General features: G+C 51.4%; 21 protein-coding genes and 1 tRNA gene. 6 read left to right on the top strand and 16 right to left on the bottom strand.

Going from position 1 to position 21,338, the window contains the following annotated elements:
• Nucleotides 1-3: 3 nt before the first annotated feature.
• A complete protein-coding gene (gene aroC / locus NBA72_RS18195) occupies nucleotides 4-1,089 on the bottom strand; it encodes a chorismate synthase (RefSeq protein WP_000918457.1) in 1,086 nt (361 codons plus the stop codon).
• A gap of 35 nt (nucleotides 1,090-1,124) precedes the next feature.
• The gene (prmB, locus tag NBA72_RS18200; protein WP_001542329.1) at nucleotides 1,125-2,057 is read right to left on the bottom strand and encodes a 50S ribosomal protein L3 N(5)-glutamine methyltransferase; all 933 of its coding nucleotides are present in this window, start codon (nucleotides 2,055-2,057) and stop codon (nucleotides 1,125-1,127) included.
• A gap of 165 nt (nucleotides 2,058-2,222) precedes the next feature.
• Here prmB and smrB point away from each other — a divergent pair, with 165 nt between their 5' ends.
• Nucleotides 2,223-2,774: an endonuclease SmrB gene (gene smrB / locus NBA72_RS18205; protein ID WP_000730794.1), complete on the top strand. Its 552-nt coding sequence runs from the start codon at nucleotides 2,223-2,225 to the stop codon at nucleotides 2,772-2,774.
• Between the two features lie 99 nt (nucleotides 2,775-2,873).
• Here the strand turns inward: smrB and sixA are convergent, their stop codons facing one another.
• The 4 genes from sixA to NBA72_RS18225 form a co-directional block, all read right to left on the bottom strand.
• The gene (gene sixA / locus NBA72_RS18210; protein ID WP_001195800.1) at nucleotides 2,874-3,359 is read right to left on the bottom strand and encodes a phosphohistidine phosphatase SixA; all 486 of its coding nucleotides are present in this window, start codon (nucleotides 3,357-3,359) and stop codon (nucleotides 2,874-2,876) included.
• 208 nt (nucleotides 3,360-3,567) lie between these two features.
• Complete coding sequence (gene fadJ / locus NBA72_RS18215) at nucleotides 3,568-5,715, bottom strand: fatty acid oxidation complex subunit alpha FadJ (RefSeq protein ID WP_000214145.1); 2,148 nt, start codon at nucleotides 5,713-5,715, stop codon at nucleotides 3,568-3,570.
• Nucleotides 5,715-7,025, bottom strand: a complete 1,311-nt coding sequence (gene fadI, locus NBA72_RS18220; RefSeq protein ID WP_023194396.1) for an acetyl-CoA C-acyltransferase FadI — start codon at nucleotides 7,023-7,025, stop codon at nucleotides 5,715-5,717. Before fadI ends, fadJ begins: the two co-directional genes overlap by 1 nt.
• A 176-nt stretch (nucleotides 7,026-7,201) precedes the next feature.
• Nucleotides 7,202-7,486 (bottom strand): YfcZ/YiiS family protein, encoded by a 285-nt coding sequence (locus NBA72_RS18225; RefSeq protein ID WP_000030904.1) that lies wholly within the window; start codon nucleotides 7,484-7,486, stop codon nucleotides 7,202-7,204.
• Between the two features lie 370 nt (nucleotides 7,487-7,856).
• Between NBA72_RS18225 and fadL the strand changes: the two genes are divergently transcribed.
• Nucleotides 7,857-9,164: a long-chain fatty acid transporter FadL gene (gene fadL, locus NBA72_RS18230; protein WP_001518618.1), complete on the top strand. Its 1,308-nt coding sequence runs from the start codon at nucleotides 7,857-7,859 to the stop codon at nucleotides 9,162-9,164.
• A 60-nt stretch (nucleotides 9,165-9,224) separates the two neighbouring features.
• On the opposite strand, the gene mlaA is transcribed toward fadL, so the two are convergent.
• Nucleotides 9,225-9,980, bottom strand: coding sequence for a phospholipid-binding lipoprotein MlaA (mlaA, locus tag NBA72_RS18235; protein ID WP_000776787.1), 756 nt, complete (start codon nucleotides 9,978-9,980; stop codon nucleotides 9,225-9,227).
• A gap of 288 nt (nucleotides 9,981-10,268) precedes the next feature.
• Here mlaA and NBA72_RS18240 point away from each other — a divergent pair, with 288 nt between their 5' ends.
• The 3 genes from NBA72_RS18240 to NBA72_RS18250 all read left to right on the top strand — a co-directional run bounded on the left by NBA72_RS18240 (nucleotide 10,269) and on the right by NBA72_RS18250 (nucleotide 12,693).
• Entirely contained in the window at nucleotides 10,269-11,210 is a 942-nt protein-coding gene (locus NBA72_RS18240) for a formate/nitrite transporter family protein (protein ID WP_042948979.1), read from the top strand.
• A 75-nt stretch (nucleotides 11,211-11,285) separates the two neighbouring features.
• Nucleotides 11,286-11,360, top strand: a tRNA-Arg gene (locus NBA72_RS18245).
• A 163-nt stretch (nucleotides 11,361-11,523) separates the two neighbouring features.
• Nucleotides 11,524-12,693, top strand: coding sequence for a tyrosine-type recombinase/integrase (locus tag NBA72_RS18250; protein WP_024157222.1), 1,170 nt, complete (start codon nucleotides 11,524-11,526; stop codon nucleotides 12,691-12,693).
• Between the two features lie 71 nt (nucleotides 12,694-12,764).
• Here NBA72_RS18250 and NBA72_RS18255 read toward each other — a convergent pair whose 3' ends face one another.
• The 6 genes from NBA72_RS18255 to NBA72_RS18280 are packed head-to-tail and all read right to left on the bottom strand — an operon-like array spanning nucleotide 12,765 to nucleotide 20,135.
• A complete protein-coding gene (locus NBA72_RS18255; RefSeq protein ID WP_079987456.1) occupies nucleotides 12,765-14,069 on the bottom strand; it encodes a phage tail protein in 1,305 nt (434 codons plus the stop codon).
• Nucleotides 14,070-14,078: 9 nt separating this feature from the next.
• Complete coding sequence (locus NBA72_RS18260; RefSeq protein WP_020898865.1) at nucleotides 14,079-15,038, bottom strand: DUF6453 family protein; 960 nt, start codon at nucleotides 15,036-15,038, stop codon at nucleotides 14,079-14,081.
• 8 nt (nucleotides 15,039-15,046) lie between these two features.
• Entirely contained in the window at nucleotides 15,047-18,226 is a 3,180-nt protein-coding gene (locus NBA72_RS18265; RefSeq protein ID WP_439005009.1) for a host specificity protein J, read from the bottom strand.
• A gap of 9 nt (nucleotides 18,227-18,235) precedes the next feature.
• Nucleotides 18,236-18,769, bottom strand: coding sequence for a tail assembly protein (locus NBA72_RS18270; protein ID WP_038806733.1), 534 nt, complete (start codon nucleotides 18,767-18,769; stop codon nucleotides 18,236-18,238).
• Nucleotides 18,712-19,431 carry a C40 family peptidase gene (locus NBA72_RS18275; RefSeq protein ID WP_038806734.1) on the bottom strand — a complete coding sequence of 240 codons (720 nt, stop codon included), beginning with the start codon at nucleotides 19,429-19,431 and terminating at the stop codon, nucleotides 18,712-18,714. The genes NBA72_RS18270 and NBA72_RS18275 overlap by 58 nt, the downstream gene beginning before the upstream one ends.
• The gene (locus NBA72_RS18280) at nucleotides 19,431-20,135 is read right to left on the bottom strand and encodes a phage minor tail protein L (protein WP_024157146.1); all 705 of its coding nucleotides are present in this window, start codon (nucleotides 20,133-20,135) and stop codon (nucleotides 19,431-19,433) included. Before NBA72_RS18280 ends, NBA72_RS18275 begins: the two co-directional genes overlap by 1 nt.
• A gap of 165 nt (nucleotides 20,136-20,300) precedes the next feature.
• Between NBA72_RS18280 and NBA72_RS18285 the strand changes: the two genes are divergently transcribed.
• On the top strand, nucleotides 20,301-20,516 hold the full coding sequence (locus NBA72_RS18285) for a hypothetical protein (RefSeq protein ID WP_001650217.1): 216 nt from the start codon (nucleotides 20,301-20,303) through the stop codon (nucleotides 20,514-20,516).
• Here NBA72_RS18285 and NBA72_RS18290 read toward each other — a convergent pair.
• The 3 genes from NBA72_RS18290 to NBA72_RS18300 are packed head-to-tail and all read right to left on the bottom strand — an operon-like array spanning nucleotide 20,485 to nucleotide 21,320.
• Entirely contained in the window at nucleotides 20,485-20,691 is a 207-nt protein-coding gene (locus NBA72_RS18290) for a hypothetical protein (RefSeq protein ID WP_016062819.1), read from the bottom strand. The genes NBA72_RS18285 and NBA72_RS18290 overlap by 32 nt on opposite strands.
• A gap of 10 nt (nucleotides 20,692-20,701) precedes the next feature.
• Complete coding sequence (locus NBA72_RS18295) at nucleotides 20,702-21,049, bottom strand: phage tail protein (RefSeq protein ID WP_001115297.1); 348 nt, start codon at nucleotides 21,047-21,049, stop codon at nucleotides 20,702-20,704.
• 55 nt (nucleotides 21,050-21,104) lie between these two features.
• Nucleotides 21,105-21,320, bottom strand: a complete 216-nt coding sequence (locus NBA72_RS18300) for a hypothetical protein (RefSeq protein WP_001747800.1) — start codon at nucleotides 21,318-21,320, stop codon at nucleotides 21,105-21,107.
• Between the last annotated feature and the right edge of the window lie 18 nt (nucleotides 21,321-21,338).

The following is a 21,338-nucleotide window of genomic DNA, read 5'->3' on the forward strand; positions in this document are numbered from 1 at the left end:
TTCTTACCAGCGTGGAATCTCTGTCTTTACATCCGCATTCTGTGCCCGATGGCGCAGCAGGTGATCCATCAGCACGATCGCCAGCATGGCTTCTGCGATCGGCACTGCGCGAATCCCCACACACGGATCGTGGCGCCCTTTGGTGATCATTTCGACTTCTTCACCCATCCGGTTGATCGTACGTCCCGGCACGGTAATGCTGGAGGTAGGCTTCAGCGCCATATGCGCCACAATGTGTTGCCCGCTACTGATGCCACCGAGGATGCCGCCAGCGTGGTTGCTCTGAAAACCCTGCGCCGTGATTTCATCGCGATTCTGGCTGCCGCGCAGCGCCACTACGTTAAATCCTTCGCCGATCTCCACGCCTTTCACCGCATTAATGCTCATCAGCGCATGGGCGATGTCCGCATCCAGTCGGTCAAATACCGGTTCGCCAAGCCCTGCCGGCACGCCGCTCGCCATCACCGTCACTTTCGCGCCGATGGAGTCACCCTCTTTTTTCAGCGCGCGCATCAGTTCGTCCAGCGCGTCAAGTTTGTCCGCATCGGGACAAAAGAACGGATTAAGCTCAACCTGACGCCAGTCTTTAATCTCCAGCGGAATGTCGCCCATCTGGGTCAGGCAGCCGCGGATTTCGATGCCGAACTTTTCCGCCAGGTATTTCTTGGCAATCGCCCCTGCCGCTACGCGCATCGCGGTTTCACGCGCGGAAGAACGTCCACCGCCACGGTAATCGCGCAGGCCGTATTTCTGCTCATAGGTGTAATCCGCGTGTCCCGGACGAAAAACATCTTTAATCGCGCTGTAGTCCTGCGAGCGCTGATCGGTGTTTTCAATCAGCAGGCCAATGCTGGTGCCGGTCGTCACGCCATCAAACACGCCGGAGAGAATTTTTACCTGGTCCGGTTCGCGGCGCTGGGTAGTATAGCGCGAGGTGCCGGGGCGGCGTCTGTCGAGATCGTGCTGCAGATCGGCCTCCGTCAACGGGATGCCGGGCGGCACGCCATCGACGATACACCCAAGCGCCAGCCCGTGTGATTCGCCGAAAGTGGTTACGCGAAAGAGTTGTCCAATTGTGTTTCCTGCCATCACGGCTCCGTTATCGTTGTTGTCGTTTGCGTGTTTTAATCTTTATAAATATTGAAATGTTCACGGGCCGCGAGCAACTGCGCTTTGGTCAACATAAAGACGCCATCGCCGCCGTTGTCAAACTCCAGCCAGGTGAACGGCACATCCGGATACTGCTCCATCAGATGTACCATGCTGTTTCCGACTTCACAAATCAGAACGCCGTCATCGGACAGATAATCCGGCGCATTTCCCAGGATACGACGGGTCAATTTGAGGCCGTCAGTGCCGGACGCCAGCCCCAGCTCAGGTTCGTGGCGATATTCGTTCGGCAGATCGGACATATCCTCCGCATCGACATAAGGCGGGTTAGTGACAATCAGATCGTACTGAACTTTCGGCAGATCGCGGAACAGATCGGAACGGATTGGCGTCACGTGATGGATAAGACCGTGTTCTTCAATGTTATGCTCGGCGACAGCCAGCGCATCCGGCGAAATATCGACCGCATCAACCTCTGCGTCCGGGAAAGCATAAGCACAGGCGATGGCGATGCAGCCGCTGCCGGTGCACATATCCAGAATATATTTCGGCTGTTGGCTAATAAGGCCGGCGAAGTGGTTATTAATCAGCTCGCCAATGGGCGAACGCGGCACCAGCACGCGCTCATCGACATAAAATTCGTGGCCGCAGAACCAGGCTTTATTGGTCAGGTAGGCGACCGGGATACGCTCGTTAATGCGACGAATCACTCGCTCGACAATGCGGTGTTTTTCGCTGGACGTCAGCCGCGCGGTCCGCATATCTTCCGGAATATCCAGCGGCAGATAAAGAGACGGCAACACCAGTTGTACCGCTTCATCCCACGGGTTATCGGTACCGTGTCCATACCAGATATTCGCCGCGCTAAAGCGGCTTACCGCCCAGCGCAACATGTCCTGAATGGTATGCAGTTCACTTACTGCTTCATCGACGAAAATTTTATCCACGTATTCCTCCAGGGCATGCTCGCATTAAATTCGGCGGCTAGTTTGCCACGAAGGCAGGGATAAATCAGCATTGACGCGGCGGGAGAATACGAAAAATCCGTTTTGACCGTTCGGATATCCTCCAGGTCGGGTAAACTAAGGCAAAAGATCAGACGAGACCCACGAATGAAAAAGAAAACATCGCTCAGCGAGGAGGACCAGGCGCTGTTCCGTCAGCTGATGGTCGGCACCCGAAAGATTAAACAGGATACTATCGTCCATCGGCCACTGCGCAAGAAAATCACGGAAGTCCCTACCCGAAGGTTAATTCAGGAACAGGCGGACGCCAGCCACTATTTTTCTGATGAGTTCCAGCCGCTGCTCAATACGGAAGGGCCGGTAAAGTATGTCCGTGAAGATGTCAGCCATTTCGAGCTAAAAAAAATGCGCCGCGGCGACTATTCGCCGGAACTGTTTCTGGATTTACACGGCTTAACGCAGCTTCAGGCCAAGCAGGAACTGGGGGCGCTGATTGCCGCCTGCCGTCGGGAACATATTTTTTGCGCCTGCGTCATGCATGGACACGGTAAACATATTCTGAAACAGCAAACGCCGTTATGGCTGGCGCAGCATCCGCATGTGATGGCCTTTCACCAGGCGCCAAAAGAGTACGGCGGCGACGCCGCGCTGCTGGTGTTGATTGAAGTGGAAGAGTGGCAACCGCCCGAATTACCCTGATGCGGAATTGCCGGATGGCGGCGCAAGCGGCTTATCCAGCCTACGAACAGCCAGCGCTGTCGTAGGCCTGATAAGCGAAGCGCCATCAGGCAGCAAAGATTAAATCGCTTTCGCCATTTTCAGATTGCAGGGACTCATTTGCCAGTTGAATGTCCCCTTGCCGCTTTCATCAAGCGTAACGTTGGCAATTGCGGACGTCGTGAACATCGGCGGCGTTTCGCCCGGACAAAGCTCAGATACCAGGTATCCGACCAGAGGTAAGTGAGAGATCACCAGCACCGATCCGATCTCTTCATTGGCCAGCGCCTGGAGGTAGGCGCTGACCAGACCGACATCGCCACAGGGCGTTAGCTCCGGCAGGACATCCACCTGAGCCGGCAGATTCATACAATCGCCGACCACATCTAACGTCTGTTCGGCCCGAAGAAACGGACTCACCAGAACACGTTCGATATCCACTTTTTGACCTTTCAGCCAGTTCGCCATCAGGCGAGACTCGTCACACCCACAAGGGGTCAAGGGACGAACCGAATCACTGGCGGCATCGAGGGCTGCGTCGCCGTGACGCATGATAAAAACTTGCATATTGCACCGCTTTTGTTAACCAGTTTCACCAACACGCTTACCACATGCCCCTATTGGCTGCGGCAAAAATGCGGTGGCCGGCATTGTGCCTTATCCATTCACTGAATGAAACGCTGTTTTTTACCTCAATGGCGTAAGTATAGTCAATCCTTGATTATTATTTCGCCACTAAGGAGGCATTCAGTGCGGATTCATATTCTCTTTGACCTCAATTTCCCTGGTCAGTTTCCCCATTCGTCCAGAAATGCTCCCTGCGCTCCGCCATGCGCACTAATTGTTCACAAGGCGCGTAACGAGGACCGTAAAGTGCGGCCAGGCGCTGTAATGTCGCCACCATTTCACCCGGCCCGAGAGCATCCATATAGCGGAACGGGCCACCGAGAAACGGCGGAAAACCGATACCAAACACGGCGCCGATATCGCCATCGCGCGCGCTGCGAATCACTTTTTCGTCGAAACAGCGCGCCGCTTCGTTAAGCATTAACATGACACAGCGCTCTGCCACCTGCTGCGCAGATAGTCGACTCTGCCCTTGCACGCCAATAAGCTTATAAATAGCAGGGTCAACCTGTTTTTTGCTTTTACGCCCTTTTTCGCCATAAAGATAGAAACCGCGACCATTTTTTCTACCTTTGCGATCGTCATTCAAAATTGAAGCGACAACATTTGCAGGCGCGCTAAAACGTTCTCCATACGCCGCCTCAAGCACAGGAATAATTTTAGTGCCCGTGTCGATTCCTACCTCATCCAAAAGTTGGATTGGCCCCACCGGAAAACCAAATTTTACCAGGGCGGCGTCAATATGTTCGACGCGTTCGCCTTCAGTCAGCATCCGAATCGCCTCATTGATATACGGCGCAAGAATTCGGTTAACATAAAACCCGGCTTTATCACTGACGACTATCGGGGTTTTACCCTGTTTTTTCGCCAGCTTAACGGTCGTGGCGATGGTCTGCGCGGAAGTAGACGCATGAGGAATAACCTCAACCAGCGGCATTTTTTCGACCGGGCTAAAAAAGTGCAATCCAATCACCTGTTCCGGTCTGGCCGCATTCGCCGCAATATCGCCAATCGGCAGGGAAGAAGTATTGGAGGCAAAAATGGTGTGAGCAGCGCAATTTTGCTCCACTTCCGCCACCATCTGTTGTTTTAACGGCAGATCTTCAAACACCGCTTCAATGACCAGATCACGATGACTGAAACCACGGTAATCGGTAGAACCTGATATCAACGCCAACTGTTTATCGCGTTCGCTGGCTTTGATATGGCGGCGGCGTACTTTTGTTTCAAGCAGATCCCAGCTGTATTTCAGAGCATGATTGATCCCCTGAGTATTTATATCCTTAATTCGTACTGGCAAACCGCCTTTACAGGCCGTAACCCAGGCGATACCGCCGCCCATTAACCCGCCGCCTAAGATGCCCACGCTGTTCAGCGGGCCGGGCGGCGCATCGCTACCGGGATCTTTTTTCACCTCGGTACTGGCAAAGAAAACAGCGCGCAGCGCCTGCGATTGAGGCGTCATCGCCAGCTCGCCGAAAGCGCGCGCTTCCGCGTCATAGCCGCTACTGCTGCCCTGCGCCAGTCCGGTTTCAATCACATCAATGATCCGCTCCGTCGCCGGATAATTACCCTGCGTTTTTTGCGCTGTCTTTTTACGCACCAGGCGAAATAACAGCGCGCGCCCCAGCGGCCCCGCCAGGATACGTTCACGGACCGGTAATGTCCGCTGCGCCAGGCGTTCTTTTTTAGCCAGCTCGACAGCCGCTTCCAGTAAAATAGTTTGCGGCACCACATCATCAACCAGCCCGGCTTTAAGCGCCTGTCTGGCGCGAAGCTGTTTACCTGTCAGGATCATATCCAGCGCGGTACTGACCCCCACCAGCCGTGGAAGTCGCTGCGTTCCGCCCGATCCCGGTAAAAGCCCTAACTGTACCTCCGGCAGTCCAAGAACGGTTTTAACGTCATCGGTACAGATGCGCCGATGGCAGGCCAGCGCCATTTCAAGGCCGCCCCCCAGACAGGCGCCATGAATGGCAGCGATAACCGGAACAGGCAACGCCTGGATCTCCGCCATCAGTTGTTGCCCCTGACGCGCCAGCGTTTCCGCTTCCTGCGCGTTTTGGCAGTGACCTATCATGTTGATATCAGCGCCAGCAATAAAGTTATCTGCTTTGGCTGAGATAAAAACAACGCCCTGCAACGCTTTGTTTTCCCGGATCTGCTTCAGAATGGCGCGTACCTGCGCGGCAAACTCCGCTTTCAGGGTGTTCACCTTTTCTCCAGGGACATCAATAGCGACAACCGCGACATTATCCAGACGCACGTTAAGCATAAAAGCTGATGTGGTAGTCATTATTCCGCCTCCAGAACCATCGCCGCGCCAAGACCGCCAGCCGCGCAGGCCGTGACCAGGCCAAAACCTCCGCCCCGACGCCGTAACTCATGCAACGTTTGGGTTATCATCCGTGCGCCCGTTGCGGCAAAAGGATGCCCGTAGGCGATTGAGCCGCCGAGCACGTTGAATTTAGCGTCATCTACCTCCCCTGTCGCCTGCGCACGACCAAGCACCTCACGGGCAAATCGTTCGCTGCCCAGCAGTTGTAAGTTCGCCAGAGTCTGAGCGGCAAACGCTTCATGCATGTCAAAAAGCGTCAGATCTGCCATCGTCAACCCAGCCCGCTCCAGCGCCAGCGGCGTTGACCAGGCCGGCCCCAATAGCATGTCCTGCCAGACATCAATAGCGGTAAAGGCGTAGCTGCGCAGATAACCAAGCGGGTGCAGCCCCAGCTCTTTAGCGCGGGATTCGGTCATCAGAATAACGGCGGCAGCGCCGTCGGTCAGCGGTGTACTATTGGCGGCGGTCACAGAGCCATGTTTTCTGTCAAAAGCGGGACGCAGTTTAGCGTAGTCCGCCAGCGTGGAGGTGCCGCGAATGTTGTTATCTTCTGCAAAGGGGTTTTTATACGGCGGCACATAGGTCGTCATCACTTCTTCCGCCAATTTGCCATCCGCCCATGCCTGCGCGGCGCGCTGATGTGAACGATGCGCCAGCGCGTCCTGCTGTTCACGCGTAATACCATACGTTTTCGCCATCTGTTCGGCGGTATCGCCCATGCGCAGACCGGTGGAATACTCAGCAACGGCGGGAGGCACAGGCAGCAGGTCGCGTAAGCGCAGACGAGAAAAAAGCGTCAGCCGTTGGCGGGTCGTCCGGGCTTTATTGATATCAACCAGTACCCGCGCCAGGGCTTTACTCACGCCTATTGGCAGTACCGACGACGAATCTGCGCCGCCAGCGATACCCGCGCGTATCGTGCCGGCCACCAGGCTTTCCGCCACATTCGCTACCGCCTGAAAACTGGTGGCGCAGGCGCGGCTTACGCTATAGGCATCGGTATGAACATTCATCCCCGTACCCAGCACAATTTCGCGCGCAATATTGGGGGCTTCCGGCATTTGTACTACCTGACCAAAAACCAGTTGCTCAATGGCATCGGCTGGAATTTCACTGCGCGCCAGCAGCTCGCCTACCACCATCTTGCCGAGATCAACAGCGGGAATACCATGAAATGCAGTGGCCTGACGAGCGAAGGGGGTTCGTAACCCACTGACAATAGCAATGCGATCGCCCTGGCGGGTGACCAACGGTAAAGCCTGACGCATAGTACTCCCCTGTAAAAAATAAATTAGTGGTCTGACCTGATCACAGTCTTAACCAATTTTTTACATTTAGCCAAGCAGAGAGAAAAGAAAGTGGGAGCCAAGGCACAGTGAAGGGAAGCGACAAAAAAAGAAAACGCCTCCGCCAGATGATGACGGAGGCGTCGTGAATGAACGGATTAACGCAGGCCGAGCTGGAAGATCAGCGTTTCTGCTTCGCAGGCGAAAACAAAATCAATATCCAGACGAACGCCTTCGGATTCCTCGGTAAAGGTTGGCGTAATTTGGCAAGGTTCAGACTCCACGCTACGCGCTTTTTCGGTTAACGCCGCCAGCGTCTCTTCAGCCTCTGCGCGGGTAGCGAATACGCGGCTGTATGACGCGGTGCAATCGGAGTTGTCCATGATGGTTCCAACGTCCATACAGCAGCAAACCGGGGTTTCATCAGCACTGCATTTACTCATTGTAGATTTCCTCTGTATTTGCACCCAGGGTGCCAGATAAACGATGGGGATATTTTACGCTCCCGGCATTCGCCTCTCCAGTCGTTAATGGTGGGAAACGCGTTAAGTGACCGAAATCACACTTAAAAATGATCTAAAACAAAAATCGCGCGATCGGGTGACCGTTAAGCCCGCCGATTTTGCCAGCCAGATCTCGTTTCTAAGATCACAATTGAAAAAACTTATAAACATACTTGCAACATTCTAGCTGGTCAGACCTATACTCTCGCCACTGGTCTGATTTCTAAGTCGTACCGCAGACCCTACACTTCGCGCTCCTGTTACAGCATGTAACATAGTTTGTATAAAAATAATCAATGAGGTTATGGTCATGAGCCAGAAAACCCTGTTTACAAAGTCTGCTCTCGCAGTCGCAGTGGCAATCATCTCCACCCAGGCCTGGTCTGCAGGCTTTCAGTTAAACGAATTTTCTTCCTCTGGCCTTGGCCGGGCCTATTCGGGTGAAGGCGCAATCGCAGATGATGCGGGTAACGTTAGCCGCAACCCGGCGTTAATTACCATGTTTGACCGCCCGACGTTTTCAGCGGGCGCGGTTTATATTGATCCTGATGTTAATATTAGCGGGACATCGCCATCTCGTCGGACGTTAGATGCGGATAACATCGCGCCGACGGCCTGGGTGCCGAACGTCCATTTTGTCGCCCCGATTAACGACCAGTTTGGCTGGGGGGCTTCTATTACCTCTAACTATGGTCTGGCGACAGAGTTTAACGACACATACGCCGGCGGCTCGGTTGGCGGTACGACCGATCTTGAAACCATGAACCTGAATTTAAGCGGCGCTTATCGTTTAAATGAGGCCTGGAGCTTCGGCCTCGGCTTTGATGCGGTATACGCGCGTGCAAAAATCGAACGTTTTGCGGGCGATTTAGGCCAGTTGGTCGCGGCACAGAATCCGGCGCTGGCGCCGGTCGCGGGTCAGATTCCCAGCGACACCAAGATTGCCCACCTGAACGGTAATCAGTGGGGCTTTGGCTGGAATGCCGGTATCCTTTATGAACTGGATAAAAATAACCGCTACGCGCTGACCTACCGCTCGGAAGTCAAAATTGACTTTAAAGGCAACTACAGTAGCGATCTTCCCATCGCTATAAACCGATTTAACCTGCCTATCCCAACGGCAACTGGCGGCGCGACGCAGTCAGGCTACCTGACGCTGAATCTGCCGGAAATGTGGGAAGTGTCCGGTTATAACCGTGTGGCGCCACAGTGGGCCATCCACTATAGCCTGGCCTATACCAGCTGGAGCCAGTTCCAGGAATTGAAGGCAAAATCGACCGCTGGCGATACGCTCTTTGAGAAGCATGAAGGCTTTAAAGACGCTTATCGCATTGCGTTGGGCACCACCTATTACTACGATGACAACTGGACGTTCCGTACCGGTATCGCCTTCGATGACAGCCCGGTACCAGCGCAAAACCGTTCTATCTCTATTCCGGACCAGGACCGTTTCTGGCTGAGCGCCGGTACGACTTACGCCTTTAATAAAGATGCGTCTGTCGACGTTGGCGTCTCTTATATGCATGGTCAGAGCGTGAAAATTAATGAAGGCCCTTATCAGTTTGAATCTGAAGGGAAAGCCTGGCTGTTCGGTACTAACTTTAACTACGCGTTCTAATCTCTTTCTGAAACGGATCAAAAAGGTGAGCATTGCGCTCACCTTTTTATTTACTGCCGTTTATTCCGAGTCGATCTCTTTGAGTTCGTCCTGAATCGCCTGTGCGTTCGGGTTTTCCTGCGGCTTGAGTTTTCCGCCATTGGCGATAAAGTCATGACGCTGGAAGTACGCCTCGCGCACCATAATATAAGGATCGGAAGACTGGCGCAGCAAACCATCGGAGTCCAGCAACTGCGCGCGGGTTTCTATCCCTTCGATAGTCCATTTTCCTATGGACATTGGCCAGGTCAACCACGAGAGCACCGGATACAAGGTATCCGCCATATCCCCGCCATCTTCACGCAGCGTGAAGCTGCCGTAGAACGGAAGTTGCATATAAGGCCCATACCCCACGCCATAATGGCCCAGCGTACTGCCAAAGCGATGCGGTTCAACGCGCTGCAGCTTAGGATTCGCCATTCCCGCGACGTCAATAAAGCCGCCCATCCCTAATAAGGTGTTCAGGAAGAAACGGGTGAAATGCACCATACCCTGATAAGGATCGCCCTGCAGGAAATAGTTCACCATGATCGCCGGTTCTTCGAGGTTGCCAGTGAAATTACTTAAACCGTTACGCGCAGGCTGTGGAACATAATCACGCCAGGCGACCGCGACCGGCCGAACAACATACGGGTCCAGCACATTAAAGTTGAAGTTGTACATGGTGCGGTTAAACCCTTCAAATGGGTCTGAACGCCCCTGCTGTTCTGTACCGGAACTCGCACACCCGACCAGCAGTGTGGTTCCCAGCGCCAGCGCCGACAGGCGAAGCTTCATAGATGTCTCCCTGTGAATTATGGCTATCGCTGATTGCCATCCATGACGGAACGCTACCGTATCCGCCTGTTTAGGTGTGAGCGATTTTAACAGCACGTCAAACGATGTCTATATGCGCGATCTCATTGCTCTGAGCATAGCCTGGTAACGCAACAACGTGACGGCCCTATTCTAACGAAACAGATAAAAACGAGCGTGATCATTTTTATTTTTTCGGAGAATGCCCCGGCCTGGGTAAATGAAAAACCGCTACGCTTTATTAATATGTGTTAATCAGCAGAGATCATCATGGATAGCCTTAACGACAATAAAATTAACCGGCACAGCAGTGACCTGGAAGTTGAAAGCGAAGAAAAACAAAGCGGTAAAGAGATTGAAGTGGATGAAGATCGTCTTCCTTCCCGCGCCATGGCGATTCATGAACATATTCGCCAGGATGGTGAAAAAGAGATGGAACGCGATGCGATGGCTTTGCTCTGGTCAGCCATTGCCGCAGGACTTTCTATGGGGGCATCACTCCTGGCGAAAGGGATTTTCCACGTGCAGCTTGAAGGCGTTCCCGGCGGCTTTTTACTGGAAAATCTCGGCTATACCTTTGGTTTTATCATTGTCATCATGGCCCGCCAGCAATTATTTACTGAAAATACCGTTACTGCCGTATTGCCGGTAATGCAAAATCCCACTCTGAGTAACGTTGGCCTGCTGATGCGCTTATGGGGCGTAGTCTTATTGGGCAACCTTATTGGCACCGGGGTTGCGGCGTGGGCATTTGAATATATGCCTATATTTGATGAAGAGACCCGCGACGCCTTTGTCAAAATTGGTATGGAGGTCATGAAAAATAGCCCAACGGAGATGTTTGCCAACGCGATTATCTCTGGCTGGATCATCGCCACAATGGTATGGATGTTTCCTGCTGCAGGCGGGGCGAAGATTGTGGTCATTATTTTGATGACCTGGCTTATCGCGCTGGGCGATACCACCCATATTGTCGTCGGTTCCGTTGAAATTTTGTATTTGGTTTTCAACGGCACGCTGCCCTGGAGCGACTTTCTCTGGCCCTTCGCCCTTCCCACACTTGCCGGAAATATCTGCGGCGGCACCTTTATTTTCGCATTGATGAGCCACGCGCAGATCCGCAACGATATGAGCAATAAACGTAAGGAAGAAGCGAGGCTACGCGGCGAGCGCCTGGAACGGGAGCGGAAAAAAGCGGAAAAACAGCGCTGAGTGGCGACGGTTTAACCAGTCAGGCGGCGCTACACTTACTCCGGCGAATAAAAAACGCTATACTGGCGCCGCGTTGTCCCCTTAGTTAAATGGATATAACGAGCCCCTCCTAAGGGCTAGTTGCAGGTTCGATTCCTGCAGGGGACACCACTTTTCCGTTCTCCCTCGTCCGTAACAGTTCTCGAATCCATTTTATAATCAGCATCTCCACTCAATATTAGTTCTTAGGCGTTCGTAGCAGATCGTTGACTACCGCACAATAATGCGGGCATATTGTGGGCACATGCTAAAATGACCACGGATTTATGCCCACATGCTCACGGTTAAGCAAATTGACGCAGCAAAACCTGCAGAAAAATCATATCGCCTTGCTGATTCTGGAGGCCTGTTCCTGTTCGTACCTCCATCAGGCAAAAAGGTGTGGCGAATGCGCTACCGGTTCGAAGGAAAAGAAAAGACGCTGGTCATCGGTCCCTATCCGCAAATCTCCCTTACCGAAGCCAGGGCAAAACAGTCTGACGCGAAAATGAAGCTGCTTGCTGGCGTGGACCCATCAGAACAGAAACAGGCTATAAAGAAGAAGGAAAAGGAAGAAGTAGCTGATTCGTTCGGTGATATCTTCAGGGAGTGGCATGCTCATAAATCGAAGGTATGGTCGAAAGGATATGCTGACGAAATGATGAACATGTTCACTGACGATATATTGCCGCTCATCGGGCATCTTAGAATGGAAGAGGTGGAGCCGATGATGCTACTGAAGGTGATCAGGCTATTTGAGGACAGAGGGGCGATGGAACGTGCTGATAAGGCTCGTCGCAGGTGTGGCGAGGTTTTCAGCTACGCAATAGTAACCGGAAGAGCTAAATATAATCCGGCTCCAGACCTTGTTGGGGCAATGAAGGGTTACAGAAAAAACAACTACCCTTTCCTACCTATGCATCGCATTCACGAATTCCAGAGGGCGCTGAATGGGTATGGAGGCTGGGTTATAGGTAAGATTGCTGCTCAGGTTCTTCACTATACAGCAATGCGAACAGTGGAGTTACGTTCGTTGGTATGGTCAGGAATTGACTTTGAAAACAGGCTGATCACCGTTGACCCTGAAGTCATGAAAGGAAGAAAACTGCATGTCGTTCCAATGTCAGAGCAAGTTACAGCGCTTTTCAAATTCCTGCAACAAATCACCGGACAGTACGAACTTTGCTTCCCGGGAAGGAATGACAGGAAGAAGCCAATCAGCGAAAACGCCGTCCTTGGTGTAATCCGCAGCATAGGATATGAAGGGCAGACATGCGGACACGGTTTCAGACACCAATTCAGCACGGTACTCAACGAGAAGCACTGGAACAGCGACGCAATAGAGATGCAGCTGGCACACGTAAGCGGCGGGACGCGCTCAGTTTACAACCATGCTGCATATCTGGCTACCCGCAGAGAAATGATGCAATTTTGGGCGGACTGGCTTGATGAGAAGGTGACGTAATACCACCAAAGCAAATTATGAGGTAGGGAACTTTCTGTACAGCGTCGACAGCCCCACGTCATAAATTATCGCTACACATTATTACCATCAGTTCGCTCTTCCTTCATCCTGGCTTCCACCATAACGATATGGGCGGCATCCTGTTTCTGATTCCAGACGCTGTCAGCAGGCATTTCAACACGCGCAGAAACAAATGAGTCTGACGGTATATCAATCGGATCTCCATTTGTCAGATTATCAATCTCGTTTCTGGCAAATTCTGGCGATTGCGGATGTGTACGATGGTATGTTTTTACAAGAATCGAACCGTCTGTATTTACCTCATAATCAAGCCAGATACGGGGTTGCTTGTTTATATCAAGCGGGATATCAAATCCTCCGTCAGTACCGCCCCATGCAGCATCAGAGTTCATCCCCAGACACCCTGATATCAAATATTCCCCAACGGCAAGCCGCGTTACCGTTATTCCCTCCGACTCATGGTTTACATCAAAACTACCGTCTGCATAAATTTTAACAACCGGAGACGCTATTTTTATAAAACCATTTGTGTCTATTGAGGTATTGAGGTCCCTGATCAGAAAGTCCCGCCAGTTGGTTAACCGCGGAGAACTTCCGCCAAATCTTTGACGAATTCTCGGAGCAGACTCCTGAATTGACGGGAATGAAACTTGTGCATAATTACCGTTTTCACCAGTATTTCCTGATTCAGAAACGTTCAGAATAGTTGAATATGGATATGGTTTACCATTACCACCGGCTTCCTGCCCATCACCGAGAAAAAAAGAACATGTTGGTAAATGTGGATCACCTGCATTTTGCACACTCCTGTTTACCTGAAGCGCCCCTATACCATTGCATGCAGACTGATGGGTATTACCCCCGGTCCCTCCCTGATACAGGCTTAATGGTGTGGTTAATCCGGCTATACTGGTTATATCGCGATTAGCTCCACTCGAAGCCTTTTGGTTAAGTGTTTCACTAATGTTATTCCACGAAGGGCCGTTCCACGAAGAACCATCAGGTAATTTGATTGTTATGTTACCGGTTCCACTAAAAATGCTTTGCCAGTTCTGCTTATCGTAATTCAGTCCTCGCAATGCCTCAGCGCTTTGAGCCACCAAGGCAGCCGTGACCATGTTCAAAGCAACACGAGGCACGGCAGACCACGCAGCGCCGGATTGTGTCGGGCCTGTGTAAACACTAACCAGCGTCAGTGATGTATTGTTATTTACTGTTTTAACCGGGAGTGTATAAGGGACGCCGCCGACAGTTACGACAATAAAATCACCGGCAGCAAGTTCTGTGGTAAATGCGGTTCCGCTGCCAGCAACCGCAGCAGAGTTATTCGTCAGGGTTAATGTTCCTGCTGACATAGTTTTTCCTCAGTACATGTTCGGAAGGACAAGAATTGGCATATTGATATTTTGATTAAATGTCATATCAAATCTGTTGTCATTGTAATTACCAACAACCTGGTTATACGCTGACCGGATGTTTCCACCTGACATTACCACACCCTTTTTCCTTATATTAAAATATCCATCCACTCGTCTTGACTGAGCGCCAGTGAATACAATCTGACAATATTTATCACCTATGTATTGATTATTGTCTGTTACCGTTAGTTGCTGGTCATACACAAATGGCCGCTTCACTGTTGAAAACGTCACCTGCCCAGCCGAATTAGTCATGGTAATTCCATCACCGGCTACAGGCGCGGTATTATTGAAAATTACCAGTTCCATTGTTACAGATGCGGAAACATCATCCCGTCCTGAGTAATTGATGTCTCTTACAATAATATTTGCTCCGTCAAATCCTACAGACACATTATTGTTATCCCACTTCCCGAATGGTATTCCTGATACGGGAAGCGCCATCGAGCCGTTGACTGTCACCGTGCCAACATAAGCACATGTCATTAATCTTGCCTGATTCGAAATTGCAGTGAAATCAGTAGAGTTGGAAACGAGAAGTCCTTCGTTGTAAGTAGCAGCAGGGAGAATTTCAAATACAGTTCCTGCCCAGTTTGGTATTCGCTGGTAGTTTCCCCTGTTTGTACCGTTAACAGTCACACCGTTGTCTCCGTTTCTTGTAACGGATGTCATATATATCGGTAAAACTATCCATGTCTGATTGTCTGCGAACTCCTGAACGTCAACCGGACGTGTCGGTAAAACAAAAACTGTGGAGCCTGACGTTAATGGAGTATTAACCTGAAACTGGTTTGCCCCCGTACCGTAACCAGCAAAACTTGTGCAGAATGACGGGGCACGGAGCCCCGCTGTAATCGCCATCGCAGGACGGCCATCGTTATAATCTATCAGTATTCCTTCCGGCATATTTCACCTTATGTCCATCGTCCAACAACAACACGACCACCTCCTGAGAGATTTACTGTGATCCCATTGCCGTCAATGCGAGTAACGTTATTCACTCCGTTAAATGCAAATTCACCGCTGTCGGCATAGAGTTTCCCATGGAATTCTGGGCTACCAGATTTTGGTAAATTCCATCCGCGTCCACCACCACCGGGGATAAAGTTTGCAGACTGAAGTGAATCGGTAATTTTCGCAAAATCGATAGATGCTTCCTGAATTAATGCGCTACGAATAAATACCTGTCCGTTATAGACGAAGAATGCAGCCTGCCAGTTGCCGGGGTTATTACCGGAATAAATGCCGAACTGTTCCGCGGCAAATACAACGGTAGATTTATAGCTATTCCCCGATGGCTCGATAGACATGCCGAATCCGGTGTTATATTTCACACCGTTCCTGACAATCCCCATATTGAGTGTGTAAGAGGCTTTTGCAGTCCCATCACTATTTACCTCAGCGGTCATTTTCTGATTTACGGCTGAGGTTAACTCTCCTTCAGGGCCTATTTGTGCCTGTACGTAAGTGGAAAGATCGGCGAGCCCCTGCTCGGCAGTAGCGACAGTTGTTTTCACAACAAGGATGTCGGCGCGAACCTCCCCATATTGCTGATACTGGTGCTCAACGGTTCCGTGGTTCGCCAGCGCGTTCGACATGATACCGTCCAGGTTGGTGTTGACACCCTGCTGAACATTTTTAAACGCATCTGATTCGCGGATCTGCTCATCAATGAGTTCTATCATTCCAGGAATATCTGATGACGCCTGACCTGATGCCTCAACGAACTCCGATACCCCGAAAGCATTTTTGGTGCGGACATAAACGTAATACGTCTTATCAGCCTGTAGACCATGAAGCGTCCACTGGTTAGAGCGCCCGAGGAACTGAGTCTGGTCTTCAATATCGTCAGGATTGACAATCTGGTTCTGCCCGGAGTACCAGAACTCAAACGATGTGTCTGTCGTTGCCGTAATGCGCATGACGGGGACCAGGTCAGCAGAGAACAAGCCTGGCGTCCAGATAACACTGGATGGTGCAGGTGGCGCACCGATGACCATACTAATTTGCGTCTCACCGCCTTTCATTCCGTTTTCATTGCGACCGCGAACGCCAAGCGTGTATCCACCGGCGTTCAGACCAAAGAACTCGTAGCGGAACTGATCTGTTTCGTACTGAGCGATCACTTTGCCGTCGTCGGTATATACGTATAACTCAAACACCAGTTTTTTAGTGGTAGTTGCTGTCTCCCATGTAGCAGTGACCTGGACAGTCTCAGAGTCGGTGTTGATGATGCGCAGGTTCTCCACATTCGGGACTCGGTAACCGTTCAACGTATCGTTGGGAATTTCAAACACGGCACCTTCATCAACAATGGCCTGTTTGTTCGGGTCATGTTGTGATGCAGTGATGCTGTAGACCGAGTTGTTATCGGTCTCTGCAATGCTAAGGATGCGGAATAGTCTGGTAGAAACGTTACTGGTAGAGATAGCGAATACAGTCCCGTCACGAACCCATGCAGGTGTGGTTTTCAGCGTCACGATGTTGTCGGCAATGCTGGCAATCACGTACTTAACGAATTTCCCGTCACTACCCATGATCGACATGGTGTCGCCTTCTGATATCAGAGACGAATCAACAGCATCAACGGTAATCTTATTGCCCGCGTGCGACATGATGCGCCCACCAAGACGCGCTCCAGCATAGTTGTTGTCCATGACTTCAACGATATCACCCGGCGTAAAGTGGATAGCATCGCGCGCCATCTGGAAAGACAGTCTGCTGCTTTCCCGTTTCGCCGTTTCAAGAAGCCATTTCCCAGCGCGCCATGCCTGACCGCGAGACGTGCAACCGAATGCTTCAATTGTTGTTTCGTTGTAGTTTCCGCGAGCGATCATCTCATCGTCGGAAACGTATTCTTTTACCTGCTCCCAACCGTTATCCGGATCAGTCCATGACACAACAACGGCATTGTATTTCTCTGAACGCTTCACGGAGCTACGCTTGAACTCGCCATCAACCACGTTAGCATTCGTGATTGTCGCAATCGGGTCCTGTGGCGCATCCAGCATGACAGACAGTCGCATCCCGTCCCACAGTGCTATACCGCGAAACATGCTCGCTATCTTGTCGAGAATGTCACGCGCACTCACCTGCTCGGTAATATAGGCATTCAGCGTCATCCTTGGTTCCTGCCCGCCGTAGCCATCATTAACAAGCTGATCGCAATACTGTGAGAGGACGTACAACGCACCGTCATCTACATCGATATAACCGGCACGTTTCGCCAGGCCAAAACGCGTATTCTTGGCCAGTTCACGGAACAGCCACGCCGGGTTGTTAGTCCACGCTTTTTTGAATCCGCCAGTCCACAACCCCGAGTAAGTTCTGGCAATCGGATCATAGTTGTCAGGAACGTCCACAATCAGGCCGAGAAGATGGTATGTGCGACTAGGGGTGTCGGTGTACTGGTCACGGTCAATAACCGCACCAGCAATAGCGGAGAACGGATAGTTCAGGTTATCGTCGGTGATCTCACTGTAGCTGTTCCAGATAGTGCCGTTTGACAGCAAGTCACTGGTGCTGTCCGGCGTGATTCGACGCACACGGATATCGAACGGTTTAGTTTCCGGCGCGTCAATCAGGTGTGCTTCAAGATATTCACCTGAGATTTTGCCTGTAATGGTGACGGTCTTTTCGATTACCCACCCAGATGAACCGGTGCGACTTTCAAGCACCAGCGTTACAGAGGTGTTTTTCTGGTTGCCTTTGGTGTCCTGCTCAACAAGCCCGGTGACGCCAACGTTAAACCGAACGCGGGTCACGTCATTATCCGTAATGGTACGCACCAGCGGCGTATCGTAGGTCACCTCTGTGTTGACGATGGTTGTCGCCTCGATTGCCGAGAAGCCGTTAATCGGCTCCTGAGTTTCCGAGCCGGGTCTCCATGCCACGCTGACGCCGTTGATGCTGACGTTTCCGTTTGCATCGGTGACTGGCGTCTTGTTCAGTTTGAATGATGACAGGTGCTCCTGGTCTACCGGACCTGCAATTGGCCCCTCGCTGATAAGGTCGAGCACCCGGTAAAATTGTTTTGATTTGAGGTTATCGTCAAGAAGGGTTGGGGTTGATGCTTTGCCGCCACCTGAAGACATATTGCCACCTTAGCTAATTGATTCTGTCCAGTCCGCGTTATTAGAAGTGTCGATGCCGAGAGAAATGACGTTAGAACCAACTTCCATCTCGCCGAGGAGTATTGGCACCGGGCGGCCTTGCCCGACACGGTTTTCCGCACTGGTAAATGAGTTATTCGTTAGCGTGTTTGTCTCAGCCGCTTCCGCTGACGTTTTAGTTTTCATGTTCCGGGACATGTAGATGGAGTAAGCAACCGAGGCGGCAGACAGCACCAGTGAGGCAATGAGAACTATCGTACTGGTCTCAAGTCCCGCCCCCTCAACCACCGGGACAAACAGCACTACAGAGCCATCCTTCAGGCGCCTATCCATGTGCCACTGCACCGAAGACGTTTCAACATCCTCACCCGCCACTCGCATTCTTACTCTGGCGTTCAGGAATGCTTTTTTGAACTCATGATTCTGAGCAAGCAAAAGACGAATGCCCTGGGCAGGGGTATCAACGTTCAGCTCGACTTTGCGGAAATGTCGGCGTAAATGCCCTGCAAATTTAAAGATGAGCACTGTTCATGTCTCCATATGGAATGCATCTGCTTAACGTATGCCTGGCGCATTTGCTCTCTCCGGCTTAAATGCCCTGAGCAATCGTGGTGAAGAACCATATTGTCATCGAGCAGAATCATTGCGTGGCAAGGGTCGGCACCGGCGAATGGCTGCCTGATTATTACGTCACCTGGCAGCGCTTCTCCCGGCGATACCTGATTGAAGCCATTGCGCGACATGTTGTTCAGATAGAGATTCTCCCCTCTCAGCCACCAGCCATTCGTCCTTTCGAAATCAGGGAGGTCAATGCCGCACAGGTGATACGCATCACGGAATAGCGTGTAACAATCAGTCACTCCGTGCTCGAACCGCCTCCCCAAAAGGTAATCCACCGGTCTGAACGTTCTGATTTTCCCGTTACAGGCCAGCACCCATGGAAGGCCCGATGCAACCTGGCATTTACGGTCTGCACCGGACAGGACAGGGCTGTTCATTGGGTGAGAGTGGAATACCGCAGTCACCTCTCCAGCCTCCTCGGCCGCCAGCCAGTCATCATCACTGATCCGGAAGTGCTTTCCTGGTTCCGGGTGAACATTCCGACAATGGAAAATCCGCCCGCCATCAAGGATTAAGCCGCACACCTCATCCTGCGACGATGCCGCATAATCGAGTAATTCTTGCATCAGGAGACCTTTTGAGAGCCGGGGAAACTGCTTATTGGCATTGGTTCAGGGCGGGGATAGCGGAACCGACATCCGGTACGCCGATGAGAGCATTTATCCTTCGCCGGGTCAGTGGTTGGATTGTCACGCTCGTCTGCAACTGGCGGCCCGTCATATCCACACCCAACGCCGCGATACTGCCACTGGCACACGTCAGCCAGAATAGTGCGAGCCGGGATAATGGCGTTATCGCAGTCAATTGGTGTCGCCAGCGTGTAGGTCACCTGTTCAAACGTCTCTTCCGTCATCTCCTCGACAACGTAGCGGGAAACGGCCTCCTGTGTCGGGTCTGCATCAGGATTACCGTTCGGAAAGTTAACCGCATCAAGATATTTTACCGGCACCTGACGCCTGGTGATTACCACGCCAAGCATGTCATCAAAATCGTGGTTAATCCCGGTAATCAGGCCGGTCACGTTCGCCACAACCATTGTTGGCCTAGCATAGGTCCCTTCGTTCTTCGACTCGAATCCTTCCACAGCTATCGGGTAAGCCTGGTACTGGTTGCCCTTCCAGATAACATTACCGAAATAGCCATTTGTACCGGAATGGAAGCGGATAAGGTCACCGCCATATGGTTGCAGGTCTGCTTCGAAAAGGTCAATGATAGCGCCGACTCCGGCATCGACGCTTTCGATAATTAAATTTGCAGGTATGTCACGCACGAAAGACTCCAATAAAAAAGCCACCAAAAGGTGGCTACTGATCATTTGTCAGGGTGTTACGGGACATTAACCCTGGTTAAAGTGTGTGGTTCAGCCCGTCAGTGGTGGGACACTGGCGCACTCAGGTAACGAGGGATGGCTGATTACCTCTGATTAAGGGAAAATATGAAAGAAATAAGTGCCAAAATTCAATTTAATACAAAGAATCAAAACCTGAAGGAAGTAGCTGACGAAATGAATGATATTAAAATGATCCTTCTAAGCGTAGCTCTGAAGTTAGACAGTGAAGGACGTCAGCAAATCATCAAGGAGTTATCTGACATTAAATCCCCTTCTGTGCAGCAATGGGTTAGTAACCTGAAGGAGTTACATCAGGCTTAATTCCCAAACTTAACATATAAAAGCAAATGGCGGCCTGTTTCCGGGCCGCTTTAGTCGCCCCCTCTTGGATAAATGCCTCATTGATGAACACCCGCCCCCCATCGACAGCAAAATCCCTCCCTGCTAACACCTTTACCGTTTTTTCCAGCGCTTCAACTCGCTGTTCTAAAGTCATAATACTCTCCTTATCGTGGCACCTGTTCAAACGTGGCCGTCAGTTCAAACAGCGGCCCGGTCTTTGTCATATTCCAGGAGCGGCAGACAAACAATGCCTGCACTCCCGTATCGGATGGAGTCCAGTAGAATGACTCTACCGCCATTCGAGCCTTGAGAAATGCCTCAGCATCCTTTGCCGGGTTGCTGCGGCAAGCGCCGCTGACTCCGCGAAAGGTGAGCGAATATTTATCCATTAACGGATTGATACCCTTCACCTGTCGCTGCTCGTAGCCATCACCGAGCTTAACAACGGCTACGTTTGGGGTACGTTCTACCTGATAAGCTCGCTGCGGTGTCCATGTGAATGTTTCTGGCATGGATTACTCCCAATAAAAAACCCGCCGGAGCGGGTTTACGATGCTGGACGACTGTTTAAAAGCCAGCCACAAGCTCTTTCAATTTATTCTTCGCCAATTCCTGAGCCTTTTCCTCAACATCAGAAATTGATAGTTGCTTTTCTAAAGGCAACTTTACGTAAACAACAATTTCACCGCTATTATTCTCGTAATCAATAAAGGTAACAGTCGCGTTAATTCCTGTTGCTACCTCGTTGTCTGCTGCCGTGATATTCGTTACTTCAATCTCCACGTTACGCCTCCAGGGTTA

The organism is Salmonella sp. NW1250 (assembly GCF_051812965.1).
Classification (GTDB): domain Bacteria; phylum Pseudomonadota; class Gammaproteobacteria; order Enterobacterales; family Enterobacteriaceae; genus Salmonella; species Salmonella enterica.